Here is a 20,793-nt window from a genome sequence, read left to right as displayed (position 1 = left end):
CAAGGGGTTGCGGTGGCGCAGCAAGTTGCATGCCGTCACGTGCTGCAATCAGGTGCCTGACGTGGATTGTGGCCGCTCGAAAAACAACTCACGGGCTTTTTCCAGGCTGATTTCGCTGCGGTAGAACGCGATGGTCTGCTTGCGGTCCAGGCCTTTCAGCGAATCGGCGGAGGTGCCCAGAGCGTGCTCCGCCGGGGTTTTCAGCCGGGCAGACAGGTAGGTTTTGTCCGGCGTCCAATCGGTACTGTAGTGAAAATGCGCGTACCAAAGCACCTTGTCATTGCCGCGGTCGATGATGGTGTATTCATCCAGGTAGTCCGGCTTGGCGCCTTTGATTCGGCGCCGAGCCTGGGTCTTTTTGATCGTGATCACGTTGTGATGTTTGAGCCATTCAATCCCTGACACGGTGGGCGGGTAGGCCTTGAGCGTTCTCTGCACCAGCTGATTGCTCTGTTGGTTGAGGTCGGCCAGGGCCGCGTCGAGGGCTTTGGTCACCGTGCTGGCAGAGGTCGACAAGGTATCGCTTTCGGTGATGTTGCGCTGTGTCAGCGCTTGTTCGATGGTGCTGATGGCCTGTTCCAGTTGCCGGGCATGCTGGTGGTACAGGTATTCAATGCCGAAAGGCGCACGGTCGGCCTTATTGGCGTGGGTTTTGGCCCGTGCCAGGAAAGCCGGTAACCCGTCCAGCAATGCCTGGCCCTGGTTGATACTGACTTGTACGTCCAATACCACCGGCTCTCTGGATGGGGGCGGGGTTCGCTCGCGCAACACCCAGGTTCCTTTGGGTTTCTCATGGTAAGTGGACAGGACCTGCTGGGTCAGCGGCGAGCGAATATCCACCAGACCGGTTTCCAGGCCGACACTGCTCAGGCGCGGCTCGCCGATCAGCAGGCCGTGGTAACGCGTATGGATAAACTGCTTCGACGGGCGTGGCGGGGTCGACGGCGGGGTGGGGCGGCTTCTGAACAAACCTCTTTGCGCACTCAGTACACCCAGGTTTTTGACGGCGCGCCGCTGGAATTCAGTCAATTCTCCACGCACTTCAAGCAACTGATCGGTGATGGCGTTCTCTGAGAATTCCGTGGGGAAATCCTGCAAACGTTCGTCAATCAATTGAAACTGCTCGATCAGGCTGCTCAGGGTATCAATGCGTTCGTCCAGCCGCCGGTCACTGCTCTCCATCAGTGTGTCTTGCAAACATTGAACGGCGATGTCGGCCGCGTCGATGATCCGATCCAGTTCCGTCCAGGCGGCAGGTTCGGTGGTGAACGTGTACTTGGGCATGCACAGGTTGCGGTTGAGCGTAATACGGATTGCTCTGAGGAAGTCGGGTGTATAGACCGGCATTGCGCCTTTCAGGGTGCTCAAGATCAGCGCGCCGTCTCTGCCCAGGCCTTTGAGTTCCGTGAAGCGGCCGTGCATGTACTCCAACTGAACGAGGAGCCTGCCGGTCAGGTCGCGCATGTCGCGGAAGTCTTCAACCGCGCGCTTTTGCACGGTTTCGGTCGAGTGTTGCAGCTGTTCGTACACGGTGCGCCATTTAGGCGTGAAGCTGACGAGGATTTCGGCGATCGCCGCCTGGGTCATTTTGGTCTGGACCTTAAGGTAGCTCAGGGCCTTTGGCGCGTATTCGGCGCTGGGCTCGTGAATGTTCATCTCCTTGAGCAGTTGCAGGGCCGACTCGTATTCCGTGCGCTGGGTCTCCAGGGTCCGTATGTAGCTGCGCCGAAGGGGATCGATCGACGCGGAGGCGCCTTCGTCCAATTCACGGCGAGCCTGTTGCAACTCCCCCTGTGCGGCTTTTTTGCGGTTTTCGAAGGTCTTGAGTTGCTCGCGCAGTTCATCGGCTTTTTTCTTGGCCAGATCCCGGGCCTTCTGGGTCATGAGCTTGGGGCCACCACCGCGCAGGCGCAGGCGCGTATCGACAAACCACTGGCCTTGGCTGTTGTGGATCAAGGGTGGGCCAGTGCGCTCGGGGCGGGTGGGGTCGGCAATCAAGACGGTATCGTTTTCATCCACCAGCACCTGGAACCAGCGTTTACCCACGGGCGCATACCAGTGTTGCCCGCCGCGATACAGATGCTGATCGGGCCCTTCCTTGTCGTTGACGGCGCCGAGAGTGCCGGGTTTGGTCACTTTGAAACTGTCCAGCACGGTGGCCAGTCGCGCCGGTGTACGGTTGACCGCGCCACTGATATGCAGGGGGCGGTCGTGGGGGCCCAGGGTGTCGGAGCTGACCGTCGCAAGCTTGCTGACAATTTCCGGTTTCAGCCGGGAGGGCGGTTGAGGACGCGCTATCGGCAAAGGCTTTTCTCTTTTTGCCAGGCCCGGCGAACGGTGGGTCACGCAGTGCAATGTGATGGCCATGCCGATATTCAGCAGCAGGTCGGCGAGGGCCGCCCAGGGTGACGCCTGCTCGGGGTGTGCCTTGGCGTCGACCACGTCTTGCAGTTGTTCCATGATCTGCCAGATCCAGGCCGCCGTGCCCGTGATGCGCCCCAGAAACGGCAGGGCGGCGTTGAAGATTGCCCAGCCGATGCGCTTGAACGTGGCCCAGCGTGCCTCGGCATTGGATACCGATTGCCGGTCAGCCAGGGTCACCAGGGCATTGGCATTGGCGTTGTACAGGGTGGCGAACAGATCGCCGGTTACGGCGCTCTGGCTCAGTTTCACTGGCCCGCTCATTTCTAACGCCTTGAGCGGATCCAGTACGAATGTGGCGACTGCCCATGGCGAAGGCAGGTCGTTGGGGAATACGAACTGGGCATAGTCATCGCGGGTTTTGTCGGGCAGCCAGGCCAATACGGATTCGCGCAGGCTTATCGACTGCTGCAGGGCGTAGAGCAGATTGTTCGGTGACGGAAATTGCGACAGTGGTTTGTCGAGCAGTGGGCGGTAGAGCAAGCAAGGGCCGGCGGCCATGTTTTGCGGGCCGATCACGAACATGTTGGCGACCACGTCCGGGGTGGCGTCCAGCCGCCGGGTCGGCACAAAGGCCAGCGGGCGGATGACGATTGTCTGGCCATCCACCAGGCGGTCGGCGGGGGCGGCCTGCATCAGTGCGCTGATGTAGCGATAGCCTTGTTCATTGACCCCGCCTTCGTCGCGGATCTTGCATTGCAGGGCCAACAGCGGCAGTTGAATGCGCAAATGCTGGGTGTAGAGCAACTGCCGGCGCGCAGACTCCAGGGGATCATCCAGCAAGATTGTCTTGACCAGGGCCGGGTAGGTGTTGCCGATGTCTACGCGGCTGATCAGGCTCTCCAGGTAGTCGAGGGTCAGCCAGGCAGGTAATGCCTTCGGGTTGCGCTGACGCAGGGTTTTGATGCCCTGGGGCAGGGCGATCAGGTTCTGCAAGGCTAGCTCGGTCAGGCTGAAACGGAAGGTGTCGAACTGTCCTGGCACCGGGAACAGGCCCCAGATCACGGGGCTGCGCACCACGATTTCAAGGTCTCCCAACCACTTCGTCGAGGCTTTGGGGTGATCCTTGAGCATCTCGGCGTTAAGTTGGTCCAGGGTGTATTGCTGGATCGGGCTTATGCCGTCTTGATAGCTCTTGCCCCGATTCAAGCTGTGCAACGTCGCGAGGTCTTTGAGGTGGCGTGAGAAGGCGTCCTGGTCTGAGGCTGAAGCATCGGTCAGCCAGTCAGGCAGGGCCGCCACGTACTGCTGCAAGTCGGCCTCACTGAGCGTGGCTTGAGGCGTTGGCGCTTGTGTCAGGCTTTGTTGGGAGGCGCCCGGCTCACGCAAGTCAGCAAAGCTGATGCAGCCAATGGCGGTGATCTGGAGGCTGATAAAGGCGCAAGCCAGGTAGTCGAAAAAATCGCCGTCGGGTTCCACCAGGCGCCACTGGATTTTTATGTGCCCCAATGCGTTGCTCAACAGTTGCGGCAGGTCCTGGCCCAGTTGCTCAAGGCTGGTGTATTTCTTGAAATTCCCGAGCAGTGAATGGGTGAGGATCACCTCATGGCCGTTTCGCTTGCTGATCAAGACGCTGATCAGATGCTCGTCCAGGTGAGTCGCCTTACCGTCGTCGTCGACTTGGTCGATATCTATCACGTAGGCCCTCACGGCCTGCGGGTCACTGAGGCTGCGTTGGGCGTAGTCCGGCGTGCGGTATAGCTGGCGTGCCATTTCGCAATCGTCGTCGCTCAAGCCGGTGGCCTGCTGTACGTTCCAGAAATCGCGCAGGGTTGTGGACAGCGCGTGCCAGCGCGGGCCGCTATCGGCCTCCGAATTGTTCCAGTACTCCATCTGGGCCTGTTGATAAGCGCGCAACATCACAGGTGCCAGCGTGTTGATGAGGCGGGCGATGTCGAGGATGCGCACCGGAAGGTGCACCGCCGGCTCGATGATCGGCAGTTGGGTCAGGAAGTGCTCGCCTTCGATGTACAACGCAGGCACTGCCAGCACGGCCTGGGCGGCGAGAATATCGGTAAGCGCCTGGTAATGGCGGTCGACGGGGACGACGTGACCATCGTCAATCCCCCAGAGCGGGGTGCCCACCATGGTCACGTTCGGGTCGATGTCGAGGGTGGGGTACAGGTCCTTTAATTGCTCGCGCAGCAGCGTGGCGGCCACTTCGCGAAACGCAGGGCCGGTGGACATTTGCGTGACGAGCGTGTCGGTGAGGTTTTTATGGGCGTCGGTGGAAGGGGGTGTGGTCATGGCGCGTCCTGGCAGGCGGAAGAATGGCAACGGCCCCAGGGGAGGTCTGGGGTGTTGTCATGCTAGAAAGCCGTATGCCAGGCGCGGTGGTGCTTATGTAGGTTGGCTGTTCAGCGCAGTTCGCCGCACAGGTCGAGTTCCACCAGGCGGCGCACTTCCTGGCTGTCGAGCCCGGCGCCGAGCAGTGCGTTGAGCTTGCCGAACGCCGCTTCACGGGTCATGCCGCCACCGGACAACACACCGACGCCGCGCAGGCGGCTGCCGGCTTCGTAGACATCCAGCTCCACGCCGCCTTCATGGCATTGGGTGATTGCCACGACCACAATCCCTTGGTCCTGCGCCTGTTGCAGGCTGGCGAGGAATGGCGGGTTGTCGCTCGGCCCGGTGCCGCTGCCGAAGCATTCGAGGATCAGTGCCTGGATGCCGCTGCCGATCATGGCATCCAGGTGGGCCGCGCCGATGCCCGGTACCAGCGGCAGTACGCCGACGTTGGCCAGGGCTTTGGGCTGGCGGAAATCCAGGGCTTGGGGAATGGACTCGGCACGGGTCGCGCCGCCCTGGCGGTTCAGCGCGGCGAACGGGTTGCGGCCGAAGCTGCGGATTTTCGCGCAGCGGGTGGGCGCCATCATGGCGCCGTGGAAGTACAGGTGCACACCCGGCGCCAGGCCTGCGCCCAACGCCTGCAACGCGCCGCTGACATTTTCCCAGGCGTCGCTGTCCGGCACGCCGGCCGGCAGCATGGAACCGGTGAACACCACCGGCGCCGGCAGGCCCAACAGTTGGAAGCTCATGGCCGCCGCGCTGTAGGCCAGGGTGTCGGTGCCGTGCAGGATCAGCACGCCATCGCAGCCCTCATCAACGGCCTCGACCACGGCGGTGCGCAGGCGCTGCCAGTAGGCGGGAGTCATGTTGGCGCTGTCGATCAGCGGGGCCATTTCCTGGAAGCGCCAGGCAGGTAGTGCCTGACCGTCAAGCTGCTCGCGCATACGGGCTTCGAAGCCGGAAGCCGGAGCCAGGCCATTGGCGCTGGCCTGCATGCCGATGGTACCGCCGGTGTAGAGCACCATCACGTTGTTGGATGCTGACATTGAGATTCTCCTGAACGAAAAACGCCGCCGGGCCCAGAGCATGCCCAAGGCCGGGCGGCGTGTCACTGCTTAGCGTTTCAGCGTTGCGTTTGCGCGTTCAGCTCTGCCGATGGCGCCGTTTCCGGTTTTACCGGATTGGCCGGCCAGGCCTTGCGGTCCAGGTCCAGGTCAGGGAACTGGCTGGAGTCGAACACCGGCGTCTTGATGCCTGCCGCGCGCTGGTTGTCGTAGTCATTCAGGATGCGCATGGCGATCTTGAACAGGAACGCCAGGGCGAACAGGTTGACGAAGGCAAGCATGGTCATGGTGATGTCGGCGAAGGCGAACACGGTGCTCAGGTTCTCGATGGAACCCCAGAAAATCAGCACCAGCACCAGCGCGCGGTATCCCATCAGCACCTTGCGGTTGTTGCCCACCAGGAAGCGCAGGTTGCTCTCGCCGAGGTAGTAGTTGTACATGATCGAGGTGAACACGAACAACGCCAGGGCCACGGAGATGAACATGCGGCCCCAGTCGCCCACTACAGCGGCCAGGGAGTTCTGGGTCAGGGCAATGCCGTCGCCTTCAAAGCCTGGGGTGTAGAAACCGGAGAGCAGGATCAGCAGCGCGGTGCAGGTGCAGATCACGAAGGTGTCGAGGAACACGCTGAACGCCTGGACCACGCCCTGGGCAATCGGGTGCTCTACAGAAGCCACCGCCGCCACGTTAGGCGCACTGCCCAGACCTGCTTCGTTGGCGAACACGCCGCGCTTCACGCCCATGATGATCGCACTGCCCACCAGGCCACCGAAGGCTTGGTCGAGGCCGAAAGCGCTCTTGACGATGGTCGCGAGCATGGCCGGAACGTGGTCGAATTGCAGCACGATCACGTACAGGGTCACGGCGATGTAGACCAGGGTCTTGACTGGCACCAGCAGGTCGGCAATCGAAGCAATACGCTTGATCCCGCCGATGAACACCAGGCCCAACAGCACAGCCAGCGCGAGGCCGGTGTAGGTGGTGTCCAGGCCAAAGGCGTTGTTCAGCGAGTGGGTCACGGCGTGGGCTTGCAGGCCGTTGAAGGCAAAACCGAAGGTCACCAGCAACAGGAAGGCCATGACCATACCCAGCCAGCGCTTCTGCAAGCCGTGCTGAATGTAATACGCCGGACCACCACGGTAGGTGCCTTCTGCGTCAGTGCGCTTGTACAACTGGCCGAGGGAGCACTCGATGAAGCTCGACGACATGCCCACCAATGCGGTGACCCACATCCAGAACACGGCACCGGGGCCACCCAGGGTCACGGCAATGCCGACGCCGGCGATGTTACCGGCACCCACGCGGCCAGCCAGGCTGAGCATCAGCGCCTGGAACGAGCTGAGTTGGTCGGAGCTGCTTTTCAGGCTGTCTTTGAACACCGAGAACATGTGGAAAAAGTGACGCAGTTGAACGAAACGCGAGCGAATCGTGAAATAACCGCCGAGCCCGACAATGAGCACGATCAGTACTTTCCCTGAGAGGAAGTCGTTGATGACTTCGAGCATGGAGTGTTCCTCGCTGATTTTTCTAATGGCAAACGCAGGACGGTCCGACCACGCCGCATGGCACCAGGCAGTGCGCGGCAGTTCGACCCCAATCCTTTTGCGGGTTGTTATTCATGCGGTTTCGCGCTGTCCAGGACCTCGTTACCGACGATCTCTGACGCGAAGAGGGGCGGCACTATACCTAGGCGAACATGATCCGTCTGCCCGAGGCGATTAAAGGTTTCAGCACGGAGGTGGGCATGCAGGGCGATATTGGATTTTTTATGGGCGTCATTTCACAACCTTGAGGCAAAAAAAAGGGCCTGAAGAACGAGCCTTCAGGCCCTCAAAAGGTGAGAGGTGTCTAGTCCCTCAACCTGGTGAGCGGTGCAACAAACGCTTAGGCCTTCAGGGGAACCAAGCGTGGGGCAATCATGTTTTCGGGGCGCAGGATGTCGTCGAGCATGGCGTCGTCGAGCAAGCCTTCTTCACGCACCAATTCCAGCACGCCACGGCCGCTTTCAAGAGCGATACGGGCGATGCGGGTGGCGTTCTCATAGCCGATGTACGGGTTCAGTGCAGTGACCAGGCCGATGGAGTGCTCGACCAGTTCGCGGCAGCGCGCTTCGTTGGCGGTGATGCCGACGATGCAGTGCTCGCGCAGCATGTCCATGGCGCGTTGCAGCAGGCGGATCGAATCGAAGATCTTGAAGGCGATCAGCGGCTCCATCACGTTCAGTTGCAGTTGGCCGCCTTCGGCTGCCATGGTCAGGGCCAGGTCGTTGCCGATCACTTGGAATGCCACCTGGTTCACGGCTTCCGGGATCACCGGGTTAACCTTGCCGGGCATGATCGAGCTGCCTGGCTGACGGGCCGGCAGGTTGATCTCGTTGATGCCGGTACGTGGGCCGCTGGACAGCAGGCGCAGGTCGTTGCAGATCTTCGACAGCTTTACGGCGGTACGCTTGAGCATGCCGGAGAACAGCACGAAGGCGCCCATGTCGGAGGTGGCTTCGATCAGGTCGGCGGCCGGCACCAGCGGCTGGCCGCTGATAGTGGCCAGGCGTTGCACGGCCAGTGCCTGATAGCGCGGGTCGGCGTTGATGCCGGTGCCGATGGCGGTGCCGCCTAGGTTCACTTCGGTCAACAGCTCTGGCGCCAGGGTTTTCAGGCGGGCCAGGTCTTCGCTCAGGGTGGTGGCGAAGGCGCGGAATTCCTGGCCGAGGGTCATCGGCACGGCGTCTTGCAATTGGGTGCGGCCCATTTTCAGCACATGGCCGAACTCGACGCCTTTGGCGGCGAAGGCCTGGATCAGGCTGTCGAGGCTGGCCAGCAGCGCGTCGTGGCCCAGCAGCAGACCCAGACGGATCGCGGTGGGGTAGGCGTCGTTGGTCGACTGCGCCATGTTCACGTCATTGTTGGGATGCAGGTATTGGTATTCGCCCTTGTTGTGGCCCATGGCCTCCAACGCGATGTTGGCGATGACTTCGTTGGCATTCATATTGGTTGAAGTGCCGGCGCCGCCTTGAATCATGTCCACCACGAACTCTTCGTGAAAATCGCCGCGGATCAGACGGGCACAGGCTTCGCTGATGGCAGCGTGCTTGGCTTCGCTGAGCTGGCCCAGCTCGCGGTTGGCGTCAGCGGCTGCTTGTTTGACCATTGCCAGGCCGACCACCAATTTCGGGTAATGCGAAATCGGAACGCCCGAGAGGCGGAAGTTATTCACCGCTCGCAGGGTCTGGATGCCGTAATACGCTTGAGCGGGTACGTCGAGTACGCCAAGCAGGTCTTTTTCTGAGCGGAATGATGCAGCGGAGGACATGACGGAAATCATCTCAATAAGGACCCGGAACTGGCCGGAACGCTGCGAATGCTAGGCTTGTAGAAGTTTTTGGGCCAATGCTGTTAACCGCTGGCCTATGCACAAACGGCATAATGTGGCTGTGACCCCGTTATCATGGCGGGCGTGTGTGCCAAAATGGTGCGTACCTGTGGGAGGAAGTGATGAATCTTGAGAGCAAGTGGCTGGAAGACTTCAGCGCCCTGGCGGCGACCCGCAGTTTTTCCCAGGCGGCAGAGCGGCGCTTCGTGACCCAGCCGGCCTTTAGCCGACGTATTCGCAGCCTCGAAGCCGCGCTGGGTTTGACGCTGGTCAACCGCTCGCGTACGCCGGTCGAGCTGACGGCGGCGGGGCAGTTGTTTCTGGTGACGGCGCGTACTGTGGTCGAACAGCTGGGTGAAGTCTTGCGCCATTTGCATCATCTGGAAGGCGGGCAGGGCGAGGTCATGCAGGTGGCGGCCGCTCACTCCCTGGCGTTGGGCTTCTTCCCGCGCTGGATCGCGCAACTGCGCAATGAGGGGCTGAACATTGCCACGCGGCTGGTCGCCACCAACGTCGGCGACGCGGTGCACGCTCTGCGCGAAGGCGGTTGTGACTTGATGCTGGCGTTCTACGACCCGGACGCGGCGATGCAGATGGATGCGGAAATCTTCCCTTCCCTGCACCTGGGCAACACCGAAATGCTCCCGGTGTGCGCCGCCGATGCCGACGGCAAGCCGTTGTTCGATCTGGAAGGCGAGGGCAGCGTGCCACTTTTGGCCTACAGTGCCGGTGCGTTTCTTGGCCGTTCGGTACATCTGCTGCTGCGCCAGCGCGCATTGCGCTTCACCACCGTGTACGAAACCGCCATGGCCGACAGCCTCAAGAGCATGGCCTTGGAGGGCCTGGGTATCGCCTGGGTGCCACAACTGAGTGTGCGCGCAGAACTGGCGCGCGGTGAGCTGGTGGTGTGCGGCGGCCCGCAATGGCATGTGCCGTTGGAGATTCGTCTGTATCGCTGTGCGTTGGTACGCAAGGCTAATGTGCGGTTGCTGTGGCGCAAGTTGGAGGGTGGCGCGGCGAGTCCAGCAGTTTGAAAAGGTGAAGACCGATGGGTAGGGCCTTCACCTTTGTTCGGATGGGTAATCGCGATTAATCAATCAAACTGGCTGAGGTAAGTTCTGATGGCTTCTCTGTTTTTGTCACTGAAGCGATAGGCATTGAGGCGAAAGATTGTGAATGCGTCTGGTGAACTCATGGTTGTCTCGCTCCACCAACCCTCGTAGATGATCTCTGCTGCGTCATGGTTCGCACCCAGCATGTGGCCTATTTCATGTGCGGCTACTCTGTAACTTTGGAGTGTTGCAATTGCAAATTGGCCTCCAATGCTATTGGCGAATCCCAGCGCTTTACCGGGGATAGGGATGTGGCGAGTGAGCAGAATGAACTTGTCGAGGGGAGACGTAGTTTGCGATATATTTTCTAAGTATTTAGACACCGCATTCTGCCATTGCTTGCTGGACTCTTCAGGGGTGCTTAGCTGGTATTTGAATGTGTGCAGTTCGGGTGCAGCTTCTTTGGTTATTTCTATTAGCTCAACTTTGCGATTTGAAAGCTGTTCAATTTCATCAACCACCCAAGAGAGGTAATCTTTTTTTATTGACTCGAAGGTGTGTATTGTGAGGGCGCTTTTAAAATAAAGGTCTGATAAGAAATTCCAAATATTAAGTTCCAGATCCTGGTGAAGAATGATGTGAATTTTTATCGGTTGCAATGACGTTGGCGTGCTCTCGGCGATGGGTGGGGGAGCTAACTCCGGCAGTTTATCAGGTTGATGGTTCTCTGGTACGTCTGCTGTTATCTTGCTTTTTTGCCAGGTCTCCATTGCAGGAAGCGCATGGTTCTTTAAGGTATCACCGAAAAAATCGAAGTCTTGGAGATTAATCCAATAACGGGGTAGGGTGTGCGGCAAGTGTTTTGGTGGTGGGGGCGCGCGATACGTTATTGACCACAGATGGATGATATTTTGTTTTTGTTGGTCGATGAGTGTTTGGATGTAGTCACTGAAGAATGATGGACTCGTTGAAAAACTCTCCAGGCGGATGTTCTGCTCATCCAATTTCCCTTCAGTGATCAAGCGATCAATGGCAGCGCGCTGACTGAAGGCGATGCAGGGGAACAGTGGATTTGTTTCTACCTGCGGATTGATAAGGTAAATAGTCAGATAGGCCTTCACCATGGCAATAGAATCAAACTGCTGTATTTTGATTTGGGGCATATACAGCACGCAGGGATTCGTATCGCCGATGTGATCTTCAGGTTTAAGTGTGATTAAAAAGGCGCCGGTGAGTGCAATGCTATGCGAGGGTTCGGACGCCGGCAGTGTAAGCGATATTTTATAGAAACTAACCGGGGGGACAATGTTTGAATGTGCAAGGCGTAAAAGTAAAGAAGTACTTTCCAAGTTGAGAGAGTTATCCGCTGCTCTCACGCTGCTGGCGCACTGTAATTGAGCGGCCATGGCGTTGGCGACATAGTTTTTATTGGTGAGCGGCACCGCTTTATGAGGGGCGCTCCAAAAATCATCGATCTGGTTCAGGTAATATTGGATATCCTTAAGTTTGAATAGCGCGGCATGGAGGACAGGTTGGAAATCGATTGGTAGCAGGTGTGGCGTGGGATTTCGCGTGCTGAGAAAAACGCAGTCGCTGTTGTAGCTTGTCGGTGCCGAGTCGAAGAACAGTATTGAATTGATAATGGCGATCAGATTATTTTCGCTCGGTATTGGCGCGCCGGCTAAAAGCGATTTTGATGTAGTGAATGCAATTTCATCAAGCGTGGCCACGTGCCGGATAGGTGCGAGGGCTTGGTTCACTAATGCGAATGCACCCGTTAGGAAGTCGGGGAAGTCAGCCAGTGTATATCTTACGTTTTCGCTCAACTCGTGTAATATAAATGCCGGCCAGGGCGCTTCCATTGTTGTGATACTTTCAGCCGATGGAAGGGAGGGAGTAGGGAGCGTCATACTTGTTATCCTTAATGTTCTATTTAAAGGGTTTTATAAAACCATTAATAGAATAAAATTCTTGCTTTAAGGTGTCTTGGCGATAAAGCATCGGGGGCTGTCGTAACCGTCTGCCGTTTACCGGATAAAAGTCAAAAAGGAGGCGAAGATGTTTTGCTTTTAGAGTGGGTGCGGTTTGTTGACCCGCAAGACAGGATGGTGTGTTTTAACCGTGTAAGACAGATGGTCATCCAAGGGGCTGTTTATCTGCATTATTACGGTATACTGCGCGGCCTTCGGCCGGTCCAACCGGCCTTAATTCGTACACCAAGCCACGCCGGATTTCCCGCGTGGCTTGTTGTTTTTTGACGCGCCTGCGGGCGCCCAGAGAGAAGAGGCACGACGATGAGTGCATTGGTTGGCGTGATCATGGGCTCCAAGTCCGATTGGTCCACCCTTAGCCACACCGCCGATATGCTGGAAAAACTCGGCATTCCGTATGAAGTGAAAGTGGTCTCTGCCCACCGCACCCCGGATTTGCTGTTCCAGTATGCCGATGAAGCAGAATCCCGTGGCATCGAGGTGATCATCGCCGGTGCCGGCGGTGCGGCGCACCTGCCAGGCATGTGTGCGGCCAAGACCCACCTGCCGGTGCTGGGCGTGCCGGTGCAGTCGGCAATGCTCTCGGGCGTGGATTCGCTGTTGTCCATCGTGCAGATGCCGGCCGGCATTCCGGTGGCGACCCTGGCGATCGGCAAAGCCGGCGCGATCAACGCCGCGCTGCTGTCCGCCAGTATCCTGGGCGCCAAGCACCCGCAGTTCCACGCGGTGCTGAAAAAATTCCGTGCCGAGCAGACAGACAGCGTGCTGGACAATCCAGACCCACGCATCGCCTGAGGTTGTTGACGATGAAAATCGGTGTAATCGGTGGCGGCCAATTGGGCCGCATGCTGGCCTTGGCGGGAACCCCGCTGGGGATGAACTTCGCTTTCCTGGACCCGGCGCCGGACGCTTGCGCAGCTGCGTTGGGTGAACACCTGCGGGCTGACTACAGCGACCCGGACCACCTGCGCCAACTGGCTGACGAAGTCGACCTGGTGACCTTCGAATTCGAAAGCGTCCCGGCCGAAACCGTGGCCTTCCTCTCGCAGTTCGTGCCGGTGTACCCGAGCGCCGAAGCCTTGCGCATCGCCCGCGACCGCTGGTTCGAAAAAAGCATGTTCAAGGACCTGGGCATCCCGACCCCGGCCTTCGCCGATATCCAGTCCCAGGCGGACCTGGACGCCGCCGTCGCCAGCATCGGCCTGCCGGCCGTGCTGAAAACCCGCACCCTGGGTTACGACGGCAAGGGCCAGAAAGTCCTGCGCACCGCCGCTGATGTGGTCGGCACCTTTGCCGAGCTGGGCAGCGTGGCCTGCCTGCTGGAAGGCTTCGTGCCGTTCACCGGCGAAGTCTCGCTGATCGCCGTGCGTGCCCGCGATGGCGAAACCCGCTTCTACCCGTTGGTGCACAACACCCACGACAGCGGCATCCTCAAGTTGTCGGTCGCCAGTACCGATCACCCGTTGCAGGCCCTGGCGGAAGATTATTCCAGCCGTGTGCTCAAGCAACTGGATTACGTCGGCGTGATGGCGTTCGAGTTCTTTGAAGTCGACGGTGGCCTCAAGGCCAACGAAATCGCCCCGCGCGTGCACAACTCCGGGCACTGGACCACCGAAGGCGCCGAGTGCAGCCAGTTCGAAAACCACCTGCGGGCGGTCGCGGGCTTGCCGCTGGGCTCCACGGCCAAGGTTGGCGAGAGCGCGATGCTCAACTTCATCGGCACGGTGCCGGCGGTGGAAAAAGTCATCGCCATCGATGACTGCCACCTGCATCACTATGGCAAGGCCTTCAAGGCTGGGCGCAAGGTAGGCCACGCCAACCTGCGCTGCAAGGACCGCGCGACATTGGAAGCGCAGATCCTCAAGGTTGAAGCGCTGATCGCCGAGCAATAAGGCAAGTCCGACGGGAACCATTGGTGACCGTCGTCTCTCTGATTGCAGGATGCCAAAGCCTGACTAGGCTTTGGCATAGCTCACTTCAATCAGAGGGAAATGCCATGGGTATCATCGGAACCATCTTTATCGGCTTGATCGTCGGCCTGCTGGCGCGTTTCCTGAAACCAGGCGACGACAGCATGGGTTGGATCATGACCATCCTGCTGGGTATCGCCGGCTCCCTGGCCGCGACCTACGGTGGTCAGGCGCTGGGTATCTACCAGGCAGGCCAAGGTGCAGGCTTCATCGGTGCCCTGGTTGGCGCGATCATCCTGCTGGTGATCTACGGCCTGATCAAAAAGAAGTAATCTGCCGACAAAGTCCTCTGCGCTGCGCAGGCGCAGGGGGCTAGAATGCTCGGCACCTGTACTTGCCGAGCTTCTCCATGCGCCGTCTTTTGTTGATGTTCCTTTTGCTGGGCCCTGGCCTGGCGCACGCCGGTGAACTGCCGGAAACCGACTGGCTCGACCTGATGCCGCTTTCCGACCAGAAAGCCCTCGAAGCCATGCCCGAGATCGACCACAACTCCCCCGAAGCCCAGGGCACCTTTACCGATAAAGGTGGCTTGAAGCAGAGCAAGGGGTTGCCGGCGGTGATGTATTCGACCAAGACCGTCGCAGCCATGAATGGCAAGAACATCCGTATCGGCGGTTACCCGGTGCCGTTGGAAACCGACGCCAAGGGTCGCAGCACCTTGTTCTTCCTCGTGCCGTACCCAGGCGCGTGCATCCACGTGCCGCCGCCGCCGCCCAACCAACTGGTGCTCGTGCGTTACCCCAAGGGGTTGAAGCTGGATGATATCTACACGCCGCTGTGGGTGACCGGCACCCTTAAGGTCGAGAAGGTCAACAACGACCTGGCCGACGCCGCCTATGCGTTGGATGCCGGCAAGGTACGGGTGGTCAAAGAGTCGGATCTTTAACGCCCTGCATCGGGATAAAACACCCGCTTGGCTTGTGGCCAATAAATCTCTGCGCGATGAATATCCAATCGTCGGCCCTGGCGAGCGGCCTCGATTTGGGCGGTTGCCCCTAACGCCCGTTGTGCCGGCGTCTTGAGATGGGATTTGGCGGGGACGCTATGGGACGCCTGCTCATAGTGCAGGTGCGCGTAGGCCCACAACTTGCCTTTGGCATGGATCTCGAACTCATCCAGAAAGTCCGGAACCTTGATCCATTTTTCGGTACCAGGTTTTTTTGATTGTCGGGTGCCGGCGACCCGGTCAAGGGTTTTGCGGGTGCTTAGAACCCCGGGCTGGCTGTGCAAGAACTCCAGGGCATTGGCATCGGGCGCTTGCTTGATAACGAGGTCCAGACGCAGCAGTTTGGCCATTGTGTTCAAGCGGGTCGCGTGTTCCCTAAAATGCCGTACTTGCGCCAGTAGACCCTGTCGAGCTGTCTCATTGATGACGGCGATGCAGGCTGCCTCAAGGTCATCGGCGCCTTGATTGAGCTTGGCTGCGCCCAGCCTGATACGGTCTTCGACACCCGCGGGTTCGGCCGATGCTTTGTTCCTGTAAAACACGATGAGGTCATCCTGTTCCTCTAGCACGTCCTGCATTTTCTTGGCGGCGGCGTTCAGCTCCTGAGTCAGGTTCGTCTGGCTGGAAGAGGCTGGTGCACTGGGCTCTTTAACCTGAATGGTCGATTTGATCCAGAGCTTGTCCTCGCCAGACTTGATATAGGTGGCGATGCGCTGATCCTCGCTGTCGAGGATGTCGGCAACGTCGCTGTTCTCGGTCCTGGGTTTGGCAAGCACGGTTTTAGTGGTGCGGGGCTGGTCGCCGGCGATCAGTATGGGAATACGATTTTTCGGCGTAGGTTGGGTGGACAGTTTCGACGTGCCAGGCGCAGGCGGGGTGACGGGCGATGGTCCGGCTTTCGGCGCTGGGAGTTTTTCCAGGGTGTCCAGCATCCGTTCCAGTTCGGCGTCCAGTAAAGACTTCAACGCCTTGGTCTGTTCAATAATAGTGTTAACGGCGCTGCGTTTAGCGTCGAGAAAGTCGTTGAGCGGTTTAAGGATGAGTGTGTCTTGCCCCTGGAATGCGCCAGTCTCTTTCACCCGCTGAAGGCTTTTTTGCTGAGCCTCCAGATAGCCCTCCAGATCATCAACGACTGCCGAATAACGCGGGCTGAGGTTGTTTGCCACATCAATGGCATCGCTCAACCGTGATCTGCCAAAGTCCGGTGTAGTGGCGAAATCCTTGGGGTCGAAGATTCGCAACTCGGTGTGCCTTGCGTGTACCAGGCCCAGTTCCTGTACGGCTTCCTGGTGTAGGAACGATTTGTCGAACAGCAGGTTTATCGTATTGAATTCGGTCGATTGGGTGGCCTGATCCAGCAGGTGTGTCGCGGTGCCCATTGTCTCGTATGCTTGTTGATAGTGCGCATCCCGTTCAGCTTTGGCTTTTTTAAGCTCCTCCAGCCTTTTCCCCCCGGCATGCCCACTTTCGCCGACCGGCGTCCACACTCCGTCCTTGTTGACGATGCGGTGCGCAGGACGTGTCTTGTTGTGCGGGTGAACGATATAGAACTCTGTGTCGCCTGCGAGGCCGTGGCGCGTTTCGACCCCATACCATTGGCCGCGGGAACGGACATAACTCTGCTGATTCTTGCCATCGTAGACGCCGTTGGCCCGGCGGCTGAATTCCGCGCTCTGTTCATACGGAACGTGCGCGATGTAGCCGTCGAGGTCCGGGATACGTTGCAGCCCCTCTTCGCCAAACGGGATGTACCGGGGCCCGAACGCTTGGTTGGTCAGCGGATCAATCAGGCGGTACTCCGGCAACAGGTCGGTGCCGACGCTGCGCATAGGCACGTGGTCGATGCCTGCCACGGTAAACAGACTGTCCTGCGTCTCAAGGGGTTTCCAGGTTTGCGGGTCGACCGGCTGTAGCGTTCGGCCAGAGGGCATGAACAATGGTTTGACGAGGGTCCTCCTGAACAACGCCAGGCCTGCGTCCACCTGGCGTGCGGCTGCAACGCTGAGCCGCAGCGCACTCAAGCCGCCGATCTTGAGCAAGGACGGTACGGCTTCCAGCGGGTTGAGTTCTTTGAGGGAGGCGAGCAAAAACGTTTTGGTGAGGGTCGCGAACCTCGGCAGCGCCGCCTGAAAACTGATCCTCCCGGCTTGTGCAACCAGGCGCGCCGAACCGCCAACGTATTTACCGATGGGGGCGGCGAAGGAGAGCACGTCGGTGAAGAGCGACAACGCGCCGCTTTCCACGCGTTGTGGGTCGCCTGAGGCGATGTCCTCTATCCCGCCCCAGAAAGGCACCAGCATCTTGGCGTAGAAGCTGAAGTCGTTAATGGTTTCGTGTGCTACCTCAAGCGCTGAGGTGTTGCGTTCGGCGGCCGCTTTGAGCTGGGATTCGTCTGTGTGAAACAGCGCATCGGCAACGATGGCTGCCAGTTGTCGACTGCGCGACGAGGTCAATGTTTGTGCGGCCCGCAGGTACTCCGAAGAGGCTGGCGCAGTGGCGGGCAACACTTGACCGATGGGCTCGGCAATCAACAGGCTGGACACGGTTTCGCGCGGGCGCTGGCCCTGTTGATACGCGGCCCAGTCGAACGGCAGGGGCGTTGCGCGGCGAAAGGCGGCCTTGCCTGGGCGGCTTGAGCCGCCGGTGGATTCCACGACAACCTTGCCGTTGACCGTTAGCGTTTGAATATCTGGACGCGCACGGATCACTGCCGCGCGCGGGAACACCTCATAGAAAGTGGTGCGGTGCTTTTCGCGGGCCTGGATGACAAAGCCGTGACGTCCCCTGGCTGCTCCGATGTTTTGCGCAGTTTCCCGCTCAACCGTCACGTGCGTCAGTTCCTGGCGCAGGGCGTACAGCGTGACCTCGCCGTTTTCGATCGCGCTGCGGTCAGGCAGTGGCAGGTTGGGCAGCAACGCTCGGATAAAGGTTTGGTAAGCCGATTTGGCGCCGCTCAGGTAATCACTGAATCCCCGCTCGAACGCTTCGTCTGAGGTGAAGCGCCAGCGGCCAGGGGGCGCTTGGGAAATGGTTGCCGTGGCCTGGGTTATCTCCTGCTCGTGCTGCTCCAACGCCTCTACGGCCAATTGGGCTTGTTCAGGTGTGTATTCATTGCTTGCGCTAGGCAGTACGCCGTTGGCTTTGGCCCACTCCAGCGTGGGCTCCAGCCGGGCCAGCGCGATCACCAGTGTTTGCTCGGGCGTGGCGCTCTCGCTTGTTGTGGCCAGTAACCCGAGCAGTTGTGGGAAGGTCATGTGTTGAGCTGAGCCGGGTGTAATGGCGTGTGCAAGCGCTACGGCTGCCTTGAAATTCACCCAGGCGATGGAACTGGCGTAATGCAGGTCGTCAGGAATGTCCCTTACCCAAACCTCCGAGGCGGAAGCCTGTTGCAGCAGGCGCTTGGCCAATTGGATACCGCCAGGAGTGAGCTGGCAGTTGTGGCTCAGGGACTGCTCAAGTTGTCGATGAATGTAGCTGTAGTTGTAGCCCCAGTGCAGGGGGGTGGCTATTTCTTCTCCGGCGACGGTCGTGCGAGCTTTGCCTTTTGGGCGTTCAAAACTCAGCCAAAGCGTGCGCCAGACCAGGTTGCGCAGCACTTTCTCCGGTGGGTTCTCACTCTCGGCGGTGTACCAGTCCAATGCTCTGACCAATTGGTTGGCGAACTCAAGGCATTGGCGCGTCTTGAACCACTGCTCGAGCACGACTGTGGGGGTCTTCAGCGCCTGGGCTTCGCGTTGGGGTGTCAGAAAGTGCAGCGTCAACTGCTTGAATATCGAACCGTTGCCAGTGATGAGTTGCTGGTTGATCCGTCGTTGCAGGTTGGCATCGTCTTGTTCATCCATGAGCTGATCAAAAGGCAGTTCGCCTGCACCCAGGTCCAGCGACAGAGAGGCGGCGTGTTCCTGAAGTCGCTCAATCATCTGTTGCAGCGAATTATCCGCTGCGATGGGAGCTGCATAGAACTTGAGTGCAAGATCAAGCCGAACGGTGCCGTCTGCGCGAATGCCGTCACCGACGTCCCGTCGCGCCGCTATCAAGACGTTGACATCGTTGCGCCAATAGATCGGCACCGTGCTCAGGGGCAGCAGCACGCCCTGAACGGTAAAGCGGGTCAGCGGCGAGTCCGCCAGCGCTGGCTGGTTATTGACGAGCTTTTCCAATACCCGCAGGGGCGACAAATCGATCTCGGCTGGGCTGGACCGTTGGCGCATCCAGTCTGCGAAGTCGCTGTCATCCTTGAGTTTGTTCAAGACCTCCACAGCCCGCGCGCATGCCTTGAACAGCGGTGATTGGCGATGAGGCGTAAAGAACGCATCTGCCAGTGGTTGCTGCGTAGCCCCCGCCTGGAGGCTGTTCAACTGGGCCAGCAGGCCAGGGAAGTCAATCAGTCGGTCGGCCTGTGTTTGCATCAACTGCTGCTGGGCCGTAACCGCCGCCCCCCTTTGTTGTGCGCGGGTGATCAAGAGCGGCCGGGCATGCTGCGTGATGGATCGGCTGAAATCCAGCAGTGCAAACAGGCTGGCCGCCTGGTCGATTTTTTTCACCACGCCCTCCGGGGCGTCGCGATGAACGGCCCAGTGGTACTCGATATCCTGACGTTGCTTGCTGAGCAACAGGCCAACTTGATGCTGGAAAAAATGCTCAACGCCAGTGACCGGCACCAGATTGACCCGCGCATCTTTGTTGGCCCGTGGCGCCAGGCTTGTAAACGCCGGATGGTGGCGATGAGCAAGGCTGACCAGCAGCTGTTCACGCCCAGGCTCTGTTTTAAACAACCGGGTGATATGTGTCTTCAGCGCCGTGGGGCTGGTGAACCCGATCAGGCCTTGCCTCGGCAGGTAGAGCACCGTGGGGTTGGAGGTTCGGCGTTCATCCAGTGGCCAGGTGCACAGGGCGAACGCACCGACCAGCGCCAGTTCATCGGGTCCTGTGGTGTCTTGAAGGTTGAGGTGAAAGAGGTTCAGGGTGCCGGACAGGGCGGCTGTGCCCAGTTGCCGGACCAACGCGACGCTGGCGGGGTCAAGGGACGCCGTTTCGAATCTCAATGACGCCTCGCACTGGATCAGAAGCGCGAGGGCTTGAGCGAGACAGGTACTACGGGGTTGTTGGATTGCGCTGTGATTGGAACGCCAAAACTGGTTGAGGTCATTGAGGTAGTACTCAATCCCCAGCAACTGATTCATCAGGGTTCTGATTGCTATCTGGCCCGCGTCACCCAGTCGCACAAATGCGCCGTTTTTATAGAGATAGAAGTCACTGCGCTGGTGGTAATACGTCGGAATCCGACATTGATGGAGCGCGTCCTGCACCAGGGTCTGCAGCGTCCTGTCGTTCGCGCTGGGCGAATCAATCAGGGAGTCCTCAGGATTTTTCAGGTAGAGGTGTTCGGTGGGGTGCTTATCAAGGGATTTGGCGAGCGCCTCCAGGACGAGCTGATTGGCGCAAAAGGTCAGTGAAGGTTGGGCGCGGAGGATCTCTGTTACTGCGTCGTTCCACTTGACCATGAGTTGGGCGACGTGAGCGGGAGGCTGTTGCGTTACTTCCAGAAGAGAAGGAGTCATCGAAGGGGCCTTTGTTAGATGCGTTTTTTGCACCATAACGAGGCTGCTTAGACTTGAGGCTCTACATAAATGATGCAGCGATCCGTCGCACCAAAGGGCAGTGCGCCGGACCTGCATCCATCAACGGGGT

General features: G+C 59.3%; 11 protein-coding genes. 5 read left to right on the top strand and 6 right to left on the bottom strand.

The genetic code is table 11. The annotated features are described in order from the left end of the window. Nucleotides 1–48: 48 nt before the first annotated feature. From OZ428_RS32840 to aspA, 4 genes are all read right to left on the bottom strand, one after another. On the bottom strand, nt 49–4,668 hold the full coding sequence (locus tag OZ428_RS32840) for a dermonecrotic toxin domain-containing protein (RefSeq protein ID WP_269132341.1): 4,620 nt from the start codon (nt 4,666–4,668) through the stop codon (nt 49–51). A 110-nt stretch (nt 4,669–4,778) separates the two neighbouring features. After that, nucleotides 4,779–5,756, bottom strand: a complete 978-nt coding sequence (locus tag OZ428_RS32835) for an asparaginase (RefSeq protein ID WP_269132340.1) — start codon at nt 5,754–5,756, stop codon at nt 4,779–4,781. 77 nt (nt 5,757–5,833) lie between these two features. Beyond that, nucleotides 5,834–7,279: an alanine/glycine:cation symporter family protein gene (locus OZ428_RS32830; RefSeq protein WP_269132339.1), complete on the bottom strand. Its 1,446-nt coding sequence runs from the start codon at nt 7,277–7,279 to the stop codon at nt 5,834–5,836. Nucleotides 7,280–7,658: 379 nt separating this feature from the next. Then, nucleotides 7,659–9,083 carry an aspartate ammonia-lyase gene (aspA, locus tag OZ428_RS32825; protein ID WP_269132338.1) on the bottom strand — a complete coding sequence of 475 codons (1,425 nt, stop codon included), beginning with the start codon at nt 9,081–9,083 and terminating at the stop codon, nt 7,659–7,661. A gap of 182 nt (nt 9,084–9,265) precedes the next feature. Here aspA and OZ428_RS32820 point away from each other — a divergent pair, with 182 nt between their 5' ends. Further along, nucleotides 9,266–10,177, top strand: a complete 912-nt coding sequence (locus OZ428_RS32820) for a LysR substrate-binding domain-containing protein (protein ID WP_133075599.1) — start codon at nt 9,266–9,268, stop codon at nt 10,175–10,177. A 59-nt stretch (nt 10,178–10,236) separates the two neighbouring features. On the opposite strand, the gene OZ428_RS32815 is transcribed toward OZ428_RS32820, so the two are convergent. After that, nucleotides 10,237–12,105, bottom strand: coding sequence for a reprolysin-like metallopeptidase (locus OZ428_RS32815; RefSeq protein ID WP_269132337.1), 1,869 nt, complete (start codon nt 12,103–12,105; stop codon nt 10,237–10,239). Nucleotides 12,106–12,489: 384 nt separating this feature from the next. On the opposite strand from OZ428_RS32815, the gene purE reads away from it, so the two are divergent. The 4 genes from purE to OZ428_RS32795 all read left to right on the top strand — a co-directional run bounded on the left by purE (nt 12,490) and on the right by OZ428_RS32795 (nt 15,042). After that, nucleotides 12,490–12,981, top strand: coding sequence for a 5-(carboxyamino)imidazole ribonucleotide mutase (purE, locus tag OZ428_RS32810; RefSeq protein ID WP_003176980.1), 492 nt, complete (start codon nt 12,490–12,492; stop codon nt 12,979–12,981). An 11-nt stretch (nt 12,982–12,992) separates the two neighbouring features. Then, nucleotides 12,993–14,078, top strand: coding sequence for a 5-(carboxyamino)imidazole ribonucleotide synthase (locus OZ428_RS32805; RefSeq protein WP_028618517.1), 1,086 nt, complete (start codon nt 12,993–12,995; stop codon nt 14,076–14,078). 104 nt (nt 14,079–14,182) lie between these two features. After that, nucleotides 14,183–14,428 carry a GlsB/YeaQ/YmgE family stress response membrane protein gene (locus tag OZ428_RS32800; RefSeq protein WP_016978642.1) on the top strand — a complete coding sequence of 82 codons (246 nt, stop codon included), beginning with the start codon at nt 14,183–14,185 and terminating at the stop codon, nt 14,426–14,428. Between the two features lie 77 nt (nt 14,429–14,505). Continuing rightward, nucleotides 14,506–15,042 carry a DUF3299 domain-containing protein gene (locus tag OZ428_RS32795; RefSeq protein ID WP_269132336.1) on the top strand — a complete coding sequence of 179 codons (537 nt, stop codon included), beginning with the start codon at nt 14,506–14,508 and terminating at the stop codon, nt 15,040–15,042. Here the strand turns inward: OZ428_RS32795 and OZ428_RS32790 are convergent. Then, the gene (locus tag OZ428_RS32790; RefSeq protein WP_269132335.1) at nt 15,039–20,663 is read right to left on the bottom strand and encodes a hypothetical protein; all 5,625 of its coding nucleotides are present in this window, start codon (nt 20,661–20,663) and stop codon (nt 15,039–15,041) included. The genes OZ428_RS32795 and OZ428_RS32790 overlap by 4 nt on opposite strands. Nucleotides 20,664–20,793: the final 130 nt, after the last annotated feature.

This window comes from Pseudomonas sp. GXZC, from assembly GCF_026967615.1.
Lineage (GTDB): Bacteria > Pseudomonadota > Gammaproteobacteria > Pseudomonadales > Pseudomonadaceae > Aquipseudomonas > Aquipseudomonas azotoformans_A.
This window is presented reverse-complemented; position numbering and strand designations above follow the sequence as displayed.